Source organism: Aeromonas sp. 19NY04SH05-1 (genome assembly GCF_040581895.1).
GTDB lineage: Bacteria > Pseudomonadota > Gammaproteobacteria > Enterobacterales > Aeromonadaceae > Aeromonas > Aeromonas enteropelogenes.
On sequence record NZ_CP095328.1, the window covers coordinates 474623 to 492500 of the forward strand.

The 17878-nt window shown below is 58.2% G+C and carries 14 protein-coding genes (1 of these 14 only partly in view); 8 read left to right on the plus strand and 6 right to left on the minus strand.

What is annotated here, in order from left to right; genetic code table 11:
* Positions 1–223 precede the first annotated feature (223 nt).
* Positions 224–1126, minus strand: coding sequence for a cation diffusion facilitator family transporter (locus tag MRK42_RS02260; protein ID WP_354688866.1), 903 nt, complete (start codon positions 1124–1126; stop codon positions 224–226).
* Positions 1127–1550: 424 nt separating this feature from the next.
* On the opposite strand from MRK42_RS02260, the gene MRK42_RS02265 reads away from it, so the two are divergent.
* Entirely contained in the window at positions 1551–1673 is a 123-nt protein-coding gene (locus tag MRK42_RS02265) for a hypothetical protein (protein ID WP_005306071.1), read from the plus strand.
* Between the two features lie 74 nt (positions 1674–1747).
* Here MRK42_RS02265 and MRK42_RS02270 read toward each other — a convergent pair whose 3' ends face one another.
* Both MRK42_RS02270 and MRK42_RS02275 read right to left on the minus strand, forming a co-directional pair.
* Positions 1748–2491, minus strand: coding sequence for a transporter substrate-binding domain-containing protein (locus tag MRK42_RS02270; RefSeq protein WP_042029081.1), 744 nt, complete (start codon positions 2489–2491; stop codon positions 1748–1750).
* 125 nt (positions 2492–2616) lie between these two features.
* On the minus strand, positions 2617–3180 hold the full coding sequence (locus MRK42_RS02275) for a single-stranded DNA-binding protein (RefSeq protein ID WP_354688867.1): 564 nt from the start codon (positions 3178–3180) through the stop codon (positions 2617–2619).
* Positions 3181–3561: 381 nt separating this feature from the next.
* Here MRK42_RS02275 and uvrA point away from each other — a divergent pair, with 381 nt between their 5' ends.
* From uvrA to MRK42_RS02300, 5 genes are all read left to right on the plus strand, one after another.
* Complete coding sequence (gene uvrA / locus MRK42_RS02280; RefSeq protein ID WP_354688868.1) at positions 3562–6387, plus strand: excinuclease ABC subunit UvrA; 2826 nt, start codon at positions 3562–3564, stop codon at positions 6385–6387.
* Between the two features lie 117 nt (positions 6388–6504).
* The gene (locus tag MRK42_RS02285; RefSeq protein WP_354688869.1) at positions 6505–8211 is read left to right on the plus strand and encodes a diguanylate cyclase; all 1707 of its coding nucleotides are present in this window, start codon (positions 6505–6507) and stop codon (positions 8209–8211) included.
* A gap of 434 nt (positions 8212–8645) precedes the next feature.
* Positions 8646–9260 (plus strand): outer membrane protein OmpW, encoded by a 615-nt coding sequence (ompW, locus tag MRK42_RS02290; RefSeq protein WP_354688870.1) that lies wholly within the window; start codon positions 8646–8648, stop codon positions 9258–9260.
* A gap of 220 nt (positions 9261–9480) precedes the next feature.
* On the plus strand, positions 9481–11460 hold the full coding sequence (locus MRK42_RS02295; RefSeq protein ID WP_216993153.1) for a methyl-accepting chemotaxis protein: 1980 nt from the start codon (positions 9481–9483) through the stop codon (positions 11458–11460).
* A gap of 8 nt (positions 11461–11468) precedes the next feature.
* Entirely contained in the window at positions 11469–12848 is a 1380-nt protein-coding gene (locus tag MRK42_RS02300; RefSeq protein WP_354688871.1) for an ABC transporter substrate-binding protein, read from the plus strand.
* 76 nt (positions 12849–12924) lie between these two features.
* On the opposite strand, the gene MRK42_RS02305 is transcribed toward MRK42_RS02300, so the two are convergent.
* A complete protein-coding gene (locus tag MRK42_RS02305; protein WP_225633462.1) occupies positions 12925–13722 on the minus strand; it encodes a GNAT family N-acetyltransferase in 798 nt (265 codons plus the stop codon).
* A 324-nt stretch (positions 13723–14046) separates the two neighbouring features.
* Between MRK42_RS02305 and metF the strand changes: the two genes are divergently transcribed.
* Complete coding sequence (gene metF, locus MRK42_RS02310) at positions 14047–14943, plus strand: methylenetetrahydrofolate reductase (RefSeq protein ID WP_026456938.1); 897 nt, start codon at positions 14047–14049, stop codon at positions 14941–14943.
* 162 nt (positions 14944–15105) lie between these two features.
* Here the strand turns inward: metF and MRK42_RS02315 are convergent, their stop codons facing one another.
* Positions 15106–16272 (minus strand): benzoate/H(+) symporter BenE family transporter, encoded by a 1167-nt coding sequence (locus tag MRK42_RS02315; protein ID WP_354688872.1) that lies wholly within the window; start codon positions 16270–16272, stop codon positions 15106–15108.
* A gap of 108 nt (positions 16273–16380) precedes the next feature.
* Here MRK42_RS02315 and MRK42_RS02320 point away from each other — a divergent pair, with 108 nt between their 5' ends.
* Complete coding sequence (locus tag MRK42_RS02320; RefSeq protein WP_354688873.1) at positions 16381–16950, plus strand: XRE family transcriptional regulator; 570 nt, start codon at positions 16381–16383, stop codon at positions 16948–16950.
* Positions 16951–16966: 16 nt separating this feature from the next.
* On the opposite strand, the gene MRK42_RS02325 is transcribed toward MRK42_RS02320, so the two are convergent.
* Positions 16967–17878, minus strand: partial view of an NnrS family protein gene (locus MRK42_RS02325; protein ID WP_354688874.1) — the 3' portion only. It continues 285 nt past the right edge of the window; 912 of the gene's 1197 nt are visible here — the last part of the coding sequence; the start codon falls outside the window, past its right edge — the gene reads right to left on this strand; it ends in the stop codon at positions 16967–16969.

Here is a 17878-nt window from a genome sequence, read left to right on the forward strand (position 1 = left end):
AATCGCACATATGTAACAGCAAGTTTTCCTTGGTCGCGTCACAAAGATGATATTTTTCAATCGCATAGAGACAATTGATAATGTTCTTGCATTTTCGAGAAATGCCATCACATCTCATTTTTCCTGTCAAAGGGAGTGGCGGATCATTTGCGCAGAAATGAAGTGGAAGGGCGAACAGGCGGGAGCAAGGCAGTAAGAAACCCAGCTCCGCCTGATAGGACCATCAGCAGGGGGTTGCCGCGAGAGCCCCGCTCTGTTCATCAGGTTCGACGTGGATCAATACGATGGCGTGCGGCAGCTGCTGCATGATGGCCTCCTCTATCCGGTCACAGATGGTGTGGGCTTCGCCGATGCTCATGGTGGTCGGCAGGGTGAGGTGAAAATCGATATGGCGACGACGACCCGCTCGGCGGCTGCGCAGATCGTGAAAATCGGCACCCGGTGGGCAGCAGTCGGTGATGATGCGGCTGGTCATCGCCAATTCCTCGGGACTCATGCTGCGATCGATCAGGGGGTGAAAGGCTTCCATCAGCATGGCGATGGCTTCCTTGACGATAAACAGCGCGACACCGATGGCCACCAGGGGATCCAGGATGGCAAGAGAGTAGCCAAACAGGCTGGCCAGCCAGATACCGCCAAGCCCGGCAGCCACGCCGGCCGAGGTGAGCACGTCGGCCTTGAGATGAAGGGCATCGGCAGCCAGGGCGACGGACTCCTCTTCTCTGGCCACCTTGTAGAGGTATGCCGAAACGACACTGTTGACCAGAGCCGAGAGCACCATCACCAGCACACCCCAGCCGATGCTCTCTATGGGGGAGGGGTTGAGCAGCTTGCCGATGGCTTCAACCATGATCCAGCCTGCGGCCAGCAGGATCAGCAGTGCTTCAATGACGCCGGAGACATTTTCAATCTTGTCGTGACCATAGGGGTGGTGCTCGTCGGGGGGCAGATCCGATTTCTTCACCGCAAACAGGGCGATCAGGGCGGCGACCAGATCCATGGCCGAGTGAATGGCTTCCGAGATGATGCTGACCGACCCGCTGATGAGACCGGCCACCAGCTTCATGATGATCAGGCTGATATTGGAACAGACGGAGACCAGGGCTGCGCGAGATTTTCGGGACATGATTCGGGTTCCTGACTCAATAACGGCATTTGCAAAGTGGTGCATTATATATTTCAGCCACCAAATAATCCGTGCCACTTTGTAATATTATGTTTCCGGTGATAGTGAGAATGCTTATTAAAATATTGTTCTTTGCAGTCACATATATTTCATCTGGAAAATGCATATAAATTATTTGGCGGTGTCATATCAAAATGACGATCGTTAATCGCGTTTTTTTATTGCCAGAACAGATCGATCGGAAAATTGTCGCAGCGGCATGTTTGCGCGGAAACCGGGCTGGATCCCGGGGCATGGCGGGGGTATGCTGGCTCTGGTGATGGCCTTGCGCCATCGCACCAAGCGTACTGATGTTGATGATTCGGATGACATGCTGGCGCCCTCACGGGACCAACTGTCTGGGTAACATTTTTGGAGTTTGATGATGAGTAACAAAGAACATCACAACGGCAAAGATGCCAAGAAAAAACCGCAGATGTCACTGAAGGAAAAACGCGAAGCCAAGCGGCAAAAAGCCGAGCTGAAAAATGGCAGCGCAATGAAGTAACGCTCCTCTTGCTGTTGTTCCTCCGGAGCCAGTACAAAGCCAGCCTGTGATGGGCTGGCTTTTATGTTTGTGCGTCAGGGTGTGGCGCCGTATGTCTCGAATACTTTCAGATAGCGACCATCCTGCTTCATGGCTGCGAGCTGGCGGTCAAACAATTCCCGTGTGTCGGGTGAGCGAAACGCAAAGTGATAGATGGTGGGAGGGAACAGATCCGCCTGGTTGATCTGGGCCCGTTGATAGCGTTCGCCAGAATGAGGATGGGTGATCAGCTGGTCCAGATAGTAGTAGAACACCCGCTCTTCCAGCACGATGGCATCGACTCTGCCACGCAGCAGCTGGTGTACCTGGCCTTGCTGCTTGGCAACCTCTTCATAGCGGGGGTTCTGGCTGACCATGGTGGCAAAGTCTTCTCCCAGGATGACTTTTGCGCGCTGAAAAGAGGTGACTCTCAGGTGTCGCAGCTCATCCAGGGTGGTGACGGGGTGGTCGTACAGGGTAAAGACCCGGTTATGAAAGGTGATGACAGGCTGGGTCAGGAAGCGGCTATCCATCATGCCTGGTTTGACGTTGATGATGGCATCCAGTTTGCCGGACTTGAACATGCGAAAGGTGCGCTCCAGCGGCAGAAATTCGAACTGAAGCTGGTATCGGGTGCCGGTAAAGGCTTGCGTCAGCAGATCCAGTTCTATGCCACGCTTTTCCCCTTCGATGACATAGGGAGGAATGGCAAAACTGACTCCGACCCTGAGAGGTTTTGCCAGCAGGCATCCGGGGGCAAGGGCGATCAGCAACAGCAGGACATGGATAATCAGCTTCATCGCACCTCGTACGAACGATCCTGTCGATACATCAATCTGGTAGGAGTGCCTTAAACTGGCAAAATTCTGCTTACTGGCAGCTCAAAAAAAGCCCTGGCTAGGCAGGGCTTTTGCATTGCTTCATTTTAGAACGGAATATCGTCGTCGAAATCCATCGGCGGCTCGTTATAGACCGGCGGAGCTGACTGGGGCTGCTGAGCCGGACGGCCGTAACCACCCTGCTGCATGTTCTGCTGCGGAGCGGGACGCTGCTGGTTCATCGGCTGCTGCATGGCCTGCTGCGGCTGGCCCCAGCCACCCTGGTTCTGGCCACCCATACCCTGACCGGCGCCTTGCGGACGGCCACCCAGCATCTGCATCACGCCGCTGAAGCTGTCGACCAGCACTTCGGTGGTGTAGCGTTCCTGGCCGCTCTGATCCTGCCATTTGCGGGTTTGCAGCTTGCCTTCCACATAGACCTGGGAACCCTTTTTCAGGTATTCGCCGGCGACTTCGGCCAGCTTGCCCATGAAGACGACACGGTGCCATTCGGTGCGCTCTTTCTGCTCGCCGGTTTGCTTGTCGCGCCAGGTTTCAGAGGTGGCCAGGGTAATGTTGGTCACAGCACCGCCACTCGGCATGTAGCGTACTTCCGGGTCTTGCCCGAGGTTACCGATCAGAATGACTTTATTGATGCCTCGACTGGCCATAATCTCTCTTCCACCTTTATATTCCGGCCAGGCAGCAAGCCTGGGCCAACCAAATGAGTTCCGCGATTTTTATCTGTGCCATGCTGTTATCGCATTGAACAACATGGTTTTCTATAACCCTTGTAGCAGTCAGGCTGATGATCGCTGATTACCTGGCACAGGTTTAGCGCACAATAGTAACAGCTGATGCGCCCCTGCGCATCCTCCTGCGAGCGTACTCGCAGGTCAGGCGACGGGTGAAGGGTCTCTGTTGACAACCCGCTCCGGCGTGGCCGCTTATCGTCAAAAAGGATAACCGCGATAGATAATGCCTGTCTATTCATCCAGTAGTCTCTGTGCCATACTGGCTCGCTCTGGTCTGTGTATCGAGCGTGCAACAAGATGGAAAAGATCGTGGTCCGGGGTGCCCGCACCCACAACCTCAAGAACATCAACCTGACCCTGCCCCGCGACAAGCTGATCGTGGTCACCGGCCTCTCCGGCTCGGGCAAATCCTCCCTGGCGTTCGATACCCTCTATGCCGAGGGGCAGCGCCGCTATGTGGAGTCGCTCTCCGCTTATGCCCGCCAGTTCCTCTCCCTGATGGAGAAGCCGGACGTGGACCACATCGAGGGGCTCTCACCGGCCATCTCCATCGAACAGAAGTCCACCTCCCACAACCCGCGCTCCACGGTCGGCACCATCACTGAGATTTACGACTACCTGCGTCTGCTGTTTGCCCGGGTCGGCGAGCCGCGCTGCCCGACCCACGGCATCCCGCTCACCGCCCAGACCATCAGCCAGATGGTGGATCAGGTGCTAGCCCAGCCGGAAGGCGCCAAGCTAATGCTGCTGGCCCCCGTGGTGCGCAACCGCAAGGGGGAGCACGTCAAGCTGCTGGAGAACCTGGCGGCCCAGGGTTATATCCGCGCCCGCATCGACGGGGAGGTGTGTGATCTCTCGGATCCCCCGGCCCTGGAGTTGCAGAAGAAGCACACCATCGAGGTGGTGGTGGACCGCTTCAAGGTGCGTGACGATCTGCAGCAGCGCCTCGCCGAGTCGTTCGAGACGGCCCTGACTCTCTCCGGCGGCATTGTGCTGGTGGCGCCCATGGACGGTGAGGAGGGGGAGACCCTGACCTTCTCGGCCAACTTCGCCTGCCCCGAGTGCGGCCACTCGGTCTCGGAGCTGGAGCCGCGCATCTTCTCCTTCAATAACCCGGCCGGCGCCTGCCCCACCTGCGACGGTCTCGGGGTGCAGCAGTACTTCGATCCGGACAAGGTGATCCACGATCCGGGCCAGAGCCTGGCCGGTGGTGCCATCCGCGGTTGGGACAAGCGCAGCTTCTACTACTTCCAGATGCTCAAATCCCTGGCCGAGCACTACGACTTCGATCTGGAGGCGCCCTGGGAGGATCTGCCGCCCAAGGTGCAGGAGGTGATCCTGCGTGGCTCCGGGCGCGGCGACGTGGAGTTCCGCTACATGAACGACCGCGGCGACGTGGTGGTGCGCAAGCACCCGTTCGAGGGGATCCTGCACAACATGGAGCGCCGCTACCGGGAGACCGAGTCCAACGCGGTACGCGAAGAGCTCTCCAAATACATCGCCAACAAGCCCTGCGCCAGCTGCGGCGGTAGCCGGCTGCGGGAAGAGGCGCGCCACGTCTTCATCGAGAACCGCAACCTGCCGGCCATTGCCGACGACTCCATCGGCGACGCCCTCACCTTCTTCGCCGGCCTGACCCTGACCGGCCAGCGTGCCCAGATCGCCGAGAAGATCTTGAAAGAGATCGTCGAGCGGCTCGGCTTCCTGGTGAACGTCGGCCTCAACTATCTGAGCCTGTCGCGCAGCGCCGAGACCCTCTCCGGCGGCGAGGCCCAGCGGATCCGGCTGGCCAGCCAGATCGGGGCCGGTCTGGTGGGGGTCATGTATGTGCTGGATGAGCCTTCCATCGGCCTGCACCAGCGCGACAACGAGCGGCTGCTCAAGACCCTGACCCACCTGCGCGATCTCGGCAACACGGTGATCGTGGTGGAGCACGACGAGGACGCCATTCGCCTCGCCGACCACGTGCTCGATATCGGCCCGGGGGCCGGGGTGCACGGCGGCGCCATCGTCGCCCAAGGGACACCGGCGGAGATCATTGCGAACCCCGAGTCATTGACCGGTGACTACCTCTCCGGTCGCAAGCAGATCGCTATTCCGGCAGAGCGCACGCCGCTCACCGGCAAGTGGCTGAAACTCAAGGGGGCGAGCGGCAACAACCTGCGTAACGTCAACCTGGATCTGCCGATCGGGGTGATGACCTGCGTTACCGGCGTCTCCGGCTCCGGCAAGTCGACCCTGATCAACGACACCCTGTTTCGCATCGCCCACCGTGAACTGAACAAGGCGACCGAGTCGACCCCTGCGCCCTACCGCAGCATCGAGGGGCTGGAGCTCCTGGACAAGGTGGTGGACATCGACCAGAGCCCCATCGGCCGTACCCCGCGCTCTAACCCGGCCACCTACACCGGCCTGTTCACCCCGATCCGCGAGCTGCTCTCCGGCACCCAGGAGGCGCGCTCGCGCGGCTACCAGCCGGGCCGCTTCTCCTTCAACGTGAAAGGGGGCCGCTGCGAGGCGTGCCAGGGGGACGGGGTCATCAAGGTGGAGATGCACTTCCTGCCGGACGTCTACGTGCCGTGCGATGTCTGCAAGGGCAAGCGCTACAACCGCGAGACCCTGGAGGTGAAGTACAAGGGCAAGAACATCCACGAGATCCTCGAGATGACGGTGGAGGACGCCCGCGCCTTCTTCGATCCGGTGCCGGCAGTGGCGCGCAAGCTGCAGACCCTGATGGACGTGGGCCTCTCCTACATCCGGCTCGGCCAGTCGGCCACCACGCTGTCGGGGGGTGAGGCGCAGCGGGTCAAGCTGGCGCGGGAGCTCTCCAAGCGCGACACCGGCCAGACCCTCTATATCCTGGACGAGCCCACCACCGGCCTGCACTTCCACGACATCCAGCAGCTGCTCAAGGTGCTGCACCAGCTGCGGGATCGCGGCAACACCATCGTCATCATCGAGCACAACCTGGACGTCATCAAAACCGCCGACTGGATTGTCGATCTGGGCCCGGAGGGGGGCTCGGGGGGCGGCCGCATCCTGGTCACCGGTACGCCGGAGGCGATCTGCGCCAACAAGGAATCCCACACGGCACGTTTTTTAGGGCCGATGCTGGCGAAATAAACTGCGTAATGAGAGAGGGGCCATCGGCTCCTCTCTGCTATCAAATCCACTAGATTGAAAGAGGCATTTCAATGCCGACAGGCTACTGAACTGCCATTGGCAACTACATGGTGACGTATGACCAGATCTCCCCGCTCCCTCGATCATCTGCTGGCATATTCCATGATCCCCATCTGGGTTGGGGCCATCTTGATGTTGCTGGTGTTGATCGCGCTGACGCAAGTACCGGCCGCCACCCGTATCGAAGAGCAGCGGGTGAAAGAGCATCTGGTGCGCGTGCTCAAGGCGATTCAACTCGATATCAGAGCGGTGGATGCCTTTACCCGGGATTGGGGGATCTGGGATGACAGTTACTACTTCATCACCCATCACAACCGTGACTATATCGAGGCCAATCTGCTCAGCGACATGCCGATGCGGGATTTCGGTCTCAACCTGATCAGCTACATGGACCTTCAGGGGAACGAGATCTGGACCCACACCCAGTTGCCGGAAAATAACGACTCCGGTACCACGGCGACCGAGTTGCCCAATTTCCTCGATGATCTGAAACGTCAGCTGCGTCAGGACTCCCTGGCGCAAGGCACGGTCAATCTGCACGGGATCCGGAATTCCCTGTGGGGGCCCCTCATCTTCTCCTGGCAGCCTATCCACCTCAGCGATGGCAGCGGTACGCCCAACGGTTTTCTGCTGGCATTGCGCTGGCTGGATCGTCCCTACATCGAGCAGATTTCCGAACGTACCGCACTGCCGATCATGATTGTCCCCGCTCGCCAGGGTGAGGGGGAGACGGGTTTTCAGCCACTGCAGGCGCAGATGACCTATCGCCTCATCGATCTTGGCCTGCAACGGGTTCGTGGTGAGGGGCGTCTGCTCAACAATGCTGGCCAGCCGGTGGTGACCCTGGTGCTGGAAGAGGAGCGGAAGGTGCTGCAAGCTACCCTGGAGGGGGCCTTGCTGACGTTTGCCGGCATGCTGGTCGTGAGTGCGCTGTGCATGCTGCTCGCCATGCACAGGTTGAAGAGCATAGTGCTGACCCCTCTGCATCAGCTGATGACGGCGTTGCAGCGTTTTGGCGACAAGCCGGATGTGGCGCAGATCCCCCATATCGACAGCAGTACCGAGTTGGCGACTCTCAGCAGCAAGATGCGTGAAATGGCCGGCAAGGTGAGTCAGCAACACGATGAGTTGTTGGCCAGATCCAACCTTATGGAGATGGCGGCCTTTACGGATCCTCTGACCCGTTGTTTCAACCGCCGTTACCTGGAGGGGTGGTTACAGGATCACAGGGCTGAACCCTGTACGCTGTTGCTGCTGGATCTCGATCACTTCAAGCGGATCAACGACAAATTTGGTCACGACGTCGGGGATCTGGTGCTGCAACAGTTGGCTGAGCTGCTCAGAAAGCTGGTGACAACCGATGTCGGGCCGATCGTCCGGCTGGGGGGAGAAGAGTTTCTGCTGTTGTTGCAAGTCGAAGACGAATGCGAGATTGCGCTGTGGGTGGAACGGCTCAGGCTGCGCGTCGCCAGTCACCGTTTCGGCAGGGAAGAGACACCGCTCTGGCTGACGGTTTCCTTGGGATATTGCCGTTATCCGTTACACCCTTCGATGGTCGACAGCTTCTGGAGCCATAGCTTCAAGTTGGCGGATATGGCTCTCTATCGTGCCAAGCAGGAAGGGCGCAACCAGTGGCAGGGTTACACGGGAACCTTGCCACCAGATGCGATCGCGCTGACTCCCGAGCAGATTGTCGATGGCGATCATCTGCAGCTGAACAGGCTGGCGTTCCGGGATCAGCCCTGTCGCACCAGTACCAGATAAGCCATGGCGACGATAAAACCGATCAGGATAAAGAGAAAGGATCCTATCCCCCACACGGCGGCGAGAAATGCCCCCACCTTTTGCCATCTCGACTCATTCTTCATAAATAAATAATTACTTTCCAGTAACTTGCGTGCCACAAAAATACGCTCGTCAGGCCTTGCACACAACTGTTAATTGTTTATTCCGCAAAATGGATAAGATGCCTCAATTCGGCATATTTAGTCGCAATTAGACGGGCGAAATAAAGTCGTGTGAGTGATGGCTGGTGTGTCGCAAATAGTGTGACGGCAACGAAAATTTGCCAATAAAGATGCCATGCCAATCAATCTATTTCTGCTTAACATTTGTCCCAAATCAATAACCATGCACTTACAAGCTTTTATAGTCAGCACGCTTACAGCATCGAATGACAACAAAAAAAGGACTTAGTGATGAAAAAGATTCTTCCTCTGATGATTGCAGCAGCCCTGATCTCTCCCTTCGCCATGGCACACCAGGCTGGCGATATTCTGGTGCGTGGTGGTGTCGCGGTAGTTTCTCCTCAAGAGAGCAGCGATGACGTATTGGGCAAAGGTGAATTTGACATCAAGAATGACACGCAGCTGGGACTGACTCTGAGCTACATGATCACTGACAACTGGGGCGTCGAGTTGCTGGCTGCTACTCCTTTCTCCCACAAGGTCAGCACTCCTGGCCTGGGTGAGATAGCCAAGGTTAAACATCTCCCTCCGACACTGATGGGCCAATATTACTTTGGCGATGCCCAGAGCAAAGTTCGTCCATACATCGGGGTTGGTGTGAACTACACCACCTTCTTTGATGAGAAAGGAGTAGGGGCTCTTGATGGCGCCAATATCAACCTTGACGATTCCTGGGGCCTGGCTGGTCAAGTCGGCATTGATATGGCGATTACCGACCGCTGGTTTGTAAACGGTTCGGCCTGGATTATGGATCTTGATACTGATGTCAATGTTGAAGGTGTCGGCACCTTCAAGACCAATATCGATCCCATGGTCTTTATGGTCGGCGTCGGCTACCGCTTCTAATAACCGGATTCTGATGGCGTAATGCCGCAGATATATAGCTAAGCACGTCTCCTTTCAGCCCGGCTCGGTCCGGGCTTTTTTATGTCTGCCATTAATTACAAAATGATTAATTAGCCTCGGCAGATCAATAAAATAGCTCCTCTCCTCCCTCTATAATGCGCCGTTTCTGCCGATAGTGACTATGTTCACTTTACCTTTCCCCACGAGCGAGGATGTCTCCATGGGTTTATCTATTGTGCAGCGGATCATCGCCGGATTTGTGTTGATGCTGCTGTTGCTGATCCTGCTTGGTGTGATCAGCACCTTTAAAATCAAGGGTATCAATGACGGTCTCTCCGCCGTCTCCGATCGGGCGACCCCCCTGGTGGTGGCGGTGGCCAATCTCAAGGGGGCATTGCAAGAGAGCAATCGCTGGGTGCTGGTTTATCGCACCAGTGAAGATGCCGCCCAACTGCCGCAGTTCGCCAACCAGTTCAAGGAGCAGCAAGCCCGTTTCACCCAGCTGAGCCAGGAGATGGGCAAGTTTACCGAAGTGGCGGAGGCGCGTGCTCGCTTCCGGCAGGTAGAGAGTGCGACCGGCCAGTTTTATAGCCTGGCGGAACAGGTACTGGCCCAGCATGGCAAGTGGGTCGATGCCTTGGCGCAGCGGCACAAATTGCAGCTGGAGTTTATCCGGCTCGAGGACACCTATCAGTGGGCCGCCGATCTGCTGTTGCAGCAGAGTGCCAGCAAGCGCTCCATGCGCAACAAAGCCGAGCTCATCACCTCGGGTATCGCACGGGATCTGAAGAATATTCGCCGGGCCGATGCCAAGACGGATCTCAATGAGCTGGAAAAGGTGCTCAGCAAGGACATCGAGATGGCCCGCAAGCGCTTGGAACGCGTGCTGGTGCCGGATGATGTGAAGCAGCGTTTCGTGACCAATCTGGATCGGATGCAGGAGCTGGCACTGGGCCCGCAAGGTTTGCTGGCCACCATGCGTCAGGCACAACAACTGGAGCTGGCGCTGGTCAGTCTGAACCAGCAACTGGATGCCAGCCTGGCCAGCAGCCTGAGCCTGCTGGACGAAATGGGCCAGTCGGCCGGTTCCATTGCCAGCGAGAGCCGCGTCAATGCCGATGCCGCCGTCAGCAGCGCCAGTTTCTGGATCCTGATCGTGGCCACCGTCTCGGCGGCTGCGGCGCTGCTCATCGGTTACACCACGGCACGCAGTATTCAGCGTCCGTTGCAGATGATCAACCGGGAGCTGGAGTACATGGCGGCCGGGGACATGACCCGCCGCATCAATTACCGCAGCAGTTGCGAGTTTGGCAGCCTTTCCCGCTCCATCGACACGCTGGCGGGCAAGACCGGAGAGTTGCTTTCCCAGATCAATGCGGGTTCCCGTCATCTGGTGGAGGAGGCGAGCCGCGCCGCCGAAATCAGCGAACGGGCCATGTCCCGGGTACAGGATCAGAAGAGCCAGACCGATCAGGTGGCGGCTGCCATCACCGAGCTGGAGGTGAGTGCCACTGAGGTGGCCCGTTCCACCGATGGTACCAAACATGAGGTGGATCTGGCCGATGAGGAGGCCAGAAGCGGCCGCCAGAAAGTAGCGACCACCCGTCGCATCACAGAACAGCTGGCCAGCGCCATGGAAGAGGCGGTCGGAATCACCTACAAGCTGGGGGAATTCAGCAACAACATCGGCAGCATTCTCGACGTGATCCGCAGCATCGCCGAGCAGACCAACCTGCTGGCGTTGAACGCGGCCATTGAGGCGGCCCGGGCTGGCGATGCCGGTCGCGGTTTTGCCGTGGTGGCCGACGAGGTACGGGCACTGGCTAACCGGACCCAGACCTCGACCGAGGAGATCCAGAGCATGATCGAAAACTTGCAGAGCTCCAGCAAGCATGTGGTGGAAGTGATGGGGCGCAGCCAGGAGCAGACCCATAGCTGCGTTGAGCAGACCCGCGAGATGGATGCGGCACTGCAATCCATCGCCGATCGGATGAGCGCCATCAAATCGATGGCGGATCAGGTAGCCAATGCCGCCCAGGAGCAGATCTCCGTCAGCCAGGGGGTGGCTCGCCATATCGCCGGCATTGCCGATGTGGCCTACGAGACGGAACGGGAGGCCCGGGAGTCAGCCAGCAGCAGTGAAGTGCTGGCGGATCTGGTCGCCAAGCAGCAACAACTTATCGCACATTTCAAGGTCTAGGAGGGCTTATGGCTAACAAGTGGATTGGAGCCCTGAGTCTCCTGTTGTGTGGCCAGCTGATGGCCAGCGAGCTGGTGATCGAGAGCTGGCGTGCCGATGACAAGGCGCTGTGGGAGCAGAAGATCATCCCGGCGTTCGAAGCGACGCATCCGGGGATTAAGGTGACGTTTCATCCGGTGCAAAATGTCAACTATATGCCTGCCTTGTTGGAGAACCTGAAGGCCGGCAAGGCGGGGGATCTCATCACTTGCCGCCCGTTTGATGACTCTCTCGCGCTGTTCAAGGCCGGTCATCTGGCCGAGCTGACCGAGATGGCGGGGATGGAGAACTTCCCGAGCTTCGCCCAGTCGCCCTGGCAGACCGACTCCGGTGCCCAGACGTTTTGCGTCCCCATGGCGTCCGTTATTCACGGCTTTTTCTACAACAAGAAGATCTTCAGTGAATTGGGGCTGACCCTGCCGCAGACCCGCGACGAGTTCTTCGCCGCGCTCGACAAGGTGAAGGCCGATGGCCGTTATGTGCCGCTGGCCATGAGCGGCGGCGAGAGCTGGGTCTCCTCGGAACTGGGTTTCCAGAACATTGGTCCCAACTACTGGAAAGGGGAAGACGGGCGCCTGGCGCTGATCGGCGGAAACGAGCGGTTCGACAACCCGCATTATGTGAAGGTGTTCGAGGAGCTGGCTCGCTGGCGCCCCTATCTGGGTGAAGGGGGTGAGAGTCGGGATTATGCTGCCACCAACGAGCTGTTCACCTCGGGCAAGGCCGCCTTTTATGTGGCCGGTTCCTGGGAGATAGCCCCCTTCACCGGCAAGGTCGATTTCGGCGTCATGCGCCCGCCGGTCGCCAAGCAGGGGGCTGGCTGTTTCTTCACCGATCACACCGACATCGGCATGGGGATGAACCCGGCGAGCAAAAACAAGGAGGCCGCCATGGCATTCCTGCAGTGGCTGACTACGCCCCAGTTTGCCGAGCTCTACACCAACGCGTTGCCGGGCTTTTTCTCCCTCTCCAACCACTTCTTCGAGGTCACCAATCCGGCGGCCAGAGAGATGATGGAGTGGCGGGATCAGTGTGATTCCACCATACGGGTGGCTACCCAGATCCTCTCTCGCGGCACACCCAAGCTGGGGGATGAGCTGGCCGAGGTGAGTCAGGCGGTATTGCTGGGCAAAATGGAGCCCAAAGCGGCGGCCGAACGACTGGAACAAGGGCTCAAAGGTTGGTATGCCCCCCATCAGGGCAGCAAGGCCACAGGGCAGGAGTGCCAGTGTGATACCGGCGTGACTCAGACAAGTGCCGTTACTGCGACGCAAACAGCGCCGCAACCTGCCGCGCAGGATGCCGTCGAGCAGGCGCTTTCCAGCGAGTTGGAAACACCGCAACAGTAGAGCATGACCAGTAGATTCTGATTGTGCAGAAAACGGGAGGCATCAGCCTCCCGTTTTTATTGGCGAGTCTGGCGGTTCAGGTATCGGAGGGCCAGCGGCAGAGGCTGCCGATACGGGCCACGGGAGTGAATCCGAGTGAGCGATAAATCCGCTGGGCGTGGTAGTGCTCATCGGCCACTATGATCAGCCGCTCTACCCGCTTCAGCCCTTGTCGTGCCACATGGCTGAGCAACCGGCGGCATAGCCCTCTGTTGCGCCACGCCCTGTGGGTGCGTACCAGCTGGAAACGCCCCATGGTATCGGTAAAGAAGAGGCCACAGCTGGCGATCAACTGGCCCTCCTGCCAGATCCCCCACCAATCGCCGAGTCCATCGGCGATCATGGCTTGGTAAAGCCGTTGTCGTGAGTGCAGATAGGCGAGATAGCTGGCCTCGTCATGACTCATGTCTCGCTCATGGAGTTCGAAGTCGAGCCATGTCTGCCAGTCGCTTGCCCGGAATGCACGAAGTTCCTGACCCGGATGAGAAAGCATCACTGGTTGCCAGCTCTGCTCGTCGAGAGCCAGCACCACACACTCCAGATACTGATAACCCGTCGTCACGAATCCTGCGATCCGGCTGTTTTGCCCTTCCGCCAGCGGCCATTGGAAAGTGCGGTGACGGATCCTGGGATCCTGGCCGATCAGTTGATCGAAGGTGGCTTCGAGCCAGCCCTTGTCCCTGTCACTGGGAGGGGTGGGGAGCAGCAGATAATTGCCGAAGTAGTAGTCGGGGGCATCCGGAGTACGCACGGCCCAGAACTCGTCATGCCGGGTGACTTCGCCCTGATAGCGGTCGAACAGCAGATCCGTGGCAAAGCCGGGGTGGGTGTCCATGGTGATACTCCTGCAAAGATTCAATCTGTTATCGGCAAGAGTGGGGGGAAGAAAAGGGGCCGGAGAAATCTCCGGCCAAACAATCACACGCAGATTCAGAACGTCCAGGACGATCCGGCTTCATCATAACTCGACCTTGGTGATTTTGGGATGGGGTCAGGGGGTTACTTACCGTTAATTTTGTAAATATGGGACGGCCCGAGTGGAAGAGTGACAAATCAGAGTTGACTTTGGGACGCTTTGCTCATAAAAATAGAGACGTTTAGACGTCCAAACATCCGTTTTGACGTACACAGATGGATTGCAGGACAGGGAGAAGAGCAGATGGGATTTCACAGTGCACGTCAGGTTGAGGCGCTCAACCAGAGTCTGGCGGATTTGAATGGCGATATATCGGTCAGCTTCGAGTTTTTTCCGCCCAATAGCGAAGGAATGGAAAATACCTTGTGGCAATCCATCGAGCGCCTGAAAGTGCTGGAACCCAAGTTCGTCTCCGTGACCTATGGCGCCAACTCCGGCACTCGGGATCGCACCCACAAAGTGATCAAGGACATCAAGGAGCGCACCGGCCTCATCGCGGCGCCGCATCTGACCTGTATCGATGCCAGCCGTGATGAGTTGCGTTCCATCGCTCGTGATTACTGGAATAGCGGCATCCGCCACATAGTGGCGCTGCGTGGTGACCTGCCTCAGGGGGTCGACAAGCCGGACATGTATGCCACCGACCTGGTTGCCCTGCTCAAATCCGAGGCCGATTTCGATATCTCGGTAGCGGCTTATCCGGAAGGGCACCCAGAAGCGAGAAGTGCGCAGTCGGATCTGCTCAACCTCAAGCGCAAGATAGATGCGGGGGCCAACCGTGCCATCACCCAGTTTTTCTTCGACGTGGAGACCTACCTGCGTTTTCGCGATCGCTGTGCTGCCATCGGCATCGACGCCGAAATCGTGCCGGGGATCCTGCCGGTCTCCAACTACCAGACGTTGGCCAAGTTTGCCGGGTTTACCAACGTGAAGATCCCGCGCTGGATGCACCAGCGTTTCGAGGGGCTGGAGCATGACCAGATGACCCGTAACATGGTCGGGGCCAGTATCGCCATCGACCAGGTCAGGGTGTTGAGTCAGGAAGGGGTGAAAGATTTCCACTTCTATACCCTGAACCGCTCCGAACTGACCTATGCCATCTGCCATACCCTGGGGGTCAGGCCGAAAGGACAAGCCTGATACAACAGATGCAAGATCAAAACAGCCAATGAGTCTCTCATTGGCTGTTTTTGTTATGGCGGTCGGCCACCATCCGGCAGGTGCTATGAAGTGATGATCTGGACTCCTGAGATCAACCTGGCTGGTTGGTGTTACCAGGTGTGTCCGTGTTCTTTGCCTGGTTTACTGCTTTACGCGACCCCGCGGCTGTGACTGGAGCAGGTGCAGGCCAAACCCGACGAGCAGTCCCCAACAGGCGGCGCCGACACCGAGCAGGCTGATGCCGGATGCCGTGATGATGAAAGTGAGCAGGGCCGCTTCTCGTGCCTCATCGTGTTGCAACGCCGTGTGCAGGCTGCTGCCTATAGTGCCAAGCAGCGCCAAGCCAGCCACGCAGGTGATGAGTGTCGCAGGGAAGGCGGTAAACAGAGCCGCGACCGTGGCGCCGAAGCAACCGGTCAGCAGATAGAAGCAGCCCGCCCAGACGACAGCCGGCCAGCGGCGGTTGGCATCCGGATCCACCTCTTTTCCCATGCAAATCGCGGCCGTGATGGCTGCCAGGTTGAAAGCGTAACCCCCGAAGGGGGCGAGCAGCAGGCCGGTCAGGCCAGTCCAGCTGATAAGAGAAGAGGTCGCTGGTTGATAGCCATGAGCCCGCAAGATAGTTATCCCGGGCATGTTCTGGGAGGTCATGGTGACGATAAACAGCGGCAGAGCGATGCCAAGCAGGGCATCGAGGGAGAAAGTCGGCGAGATCCAGACCGGAGTGGCCAGTTGCCAGTGCACGTCGCCAAGTTGCAGCTCTCCTCGCAAAGCACAGATCGCTATCCCGCTCATCAGTACCAGCACCATGGTGTAACGGGGCCAAAGATGGCGGCCCAGCAAAAAAGCCAGCAACAATGAGCCAAGCAGCAAGGGAGCCTGCGGAGCAACCTTGAACAGATCCAGACCGAATCTGAGCAATACCCCGGCCAGCATGGCGGCGGCCAGTGGGGCTGGAATATGGCGCATCAGCCGATCGAACCAGCCACTGATGCCGCACAGGGTGATCAACAGAGAGGAAATGATAAAGGCACCGATGGCCTCAGCCAGAGTAAAGTTGCCGAGACTGGTGATCAGCAGGGCTGCCCCCGGGGTGGACCAGGCTGTGAGCACGGGGATGCGGTAATAAAGAGAGAGACCGATACAGCTAATCCCCATGCCGATACCGAGCGTCCATAGCCAGGAGGAGACCTGAGCCGCATCCGCCCCGGCTGCCGTTGCCGCTTGAATGATCAGGATGACGGAGCTGGTATAGCCGACCATCACGGCAATAAAGCCTGCCACTATATGGGAAAGCGCGAAGGGCATGGGTGACTCCTGTCGGTTTGTGCGTTATAGCGTACAATATGTCGCCAACTATATCGTTGTGCGTTATAGCGCACAATCGAATTACGCAGGATCTATAGAGGGGTAACCATGCAAGAGATAAATCAGCATCTGGCCCATCGCCTGAGGGGGTTGCGCAGTGAGCTGGGTTGGAGCCTGGATGTAGCGGCGCGGGAGACCGGAGTCAGCAAGGCTATGCTGGGGCAGATCGAGCGGGGAGAGTCCAGCCCCACGGTGGCGACCCTGTGGAAGATTGCCACCGGTTTTCGGGTTTCCTTCTCCAGTTTTATCGAACCCGCTCCGGTTACTCAGGGAGAGGCGCTTTATCGTACTGCCGATGCCATCCGTCAGCAGCCGGCGGGGGAGGGAATGCAGGTTGCTCCTCTCTTTCCCTATGAGAGCCGGTTTGGTTTCGAGTTGCTTGAATTGACTCTGTTACCTGGCTATCAGCGTGAATCCGACCCCCATGAGCCAAGGGTGACCGAGCATGTCATCGTCATCAGTGGCGTGATGGAGGTGCTGGTGGAAGGGGAGTGGCGCTCGCTGACCCAGGGGGAGGCGGTTCGGTTTGCGGCCGACTCCCCCCACGGTTATCGCAATCTGGGGGTGGCTCCCGCAATCTTTCATAACCTGATCCACTATCCGGTGAATCGGTCATGAAAAATTTTCCGGGCGATTACCCCGGGCGGCCATCTGCTCTGGGGCTGGTCAGGATGGGGACATACACCCAGACAAACAAGCCATAAGCCAGGCTCCAGGCCAGGCCGCTCAAGTTCCAGCCATGCAGGGTGTAAGCAGGCCAAAGCAGCGGAACGAGCACCCGCAACAGCGCTGCCGCAATGATCAGGACAAAAGCACTGTGGATACGGCGTCCCACCTGCAAGGCGCGACCACTATGGCCGAGAGAAACCCGAGCGATCATGCCCAGGATCATGGTGCCCAGACAGCCTGCACTAAGCAGGTGGCTGGCCAAGGAAAGGCTAATGGACATCCCGGCAGCTTGAGCCGCGAGTGCGAGCAAGCCCAGAGGAATGAACAGATAGGCGAGATGCAACGACCAGAGCAGGGGATGACCCATGGTTGTAGGCAACCGCCAGCGCAGCTGGCGCCACAGGTGCAAGCTTGCCGCCACTATATATAGAGGCATCATATAAACGCTGGCCGTCCACTGGTTTGGAAAGAGTAGCCAGATCAACAGGAGCAACCACAAAGAGGCGAGCGCGCCACGTTCCAGCCACACCAGCGGAACCGCTTTATCCAAACCAGTGGCTCTGGCGGTAAAGAAGGGAATGACCCGTCCTCCCATCACGGCAATCAGGGTGGTGAACAACAATACCGTGGTGATCAACAAATGTTCTAGGGTGGCCCACTCGCCGTGCCATATCCAGCTTGTTCCGTTGAGCAGCGTCAATACCAGCAGTAATGGAACAAAGAAGAGGTTGCGCCATTGTCGGGCGATGATGATGGGCTTGGCGAGGAACCAGGCGCAAAGTGGCAGCCAAGCAAGATCCGCCACCATCAAAAAGGTATTTTCTTCTCCAAACCAGGGTAGTAGTAGCCGGGGCAACGCCCACAGACTCACAACCAG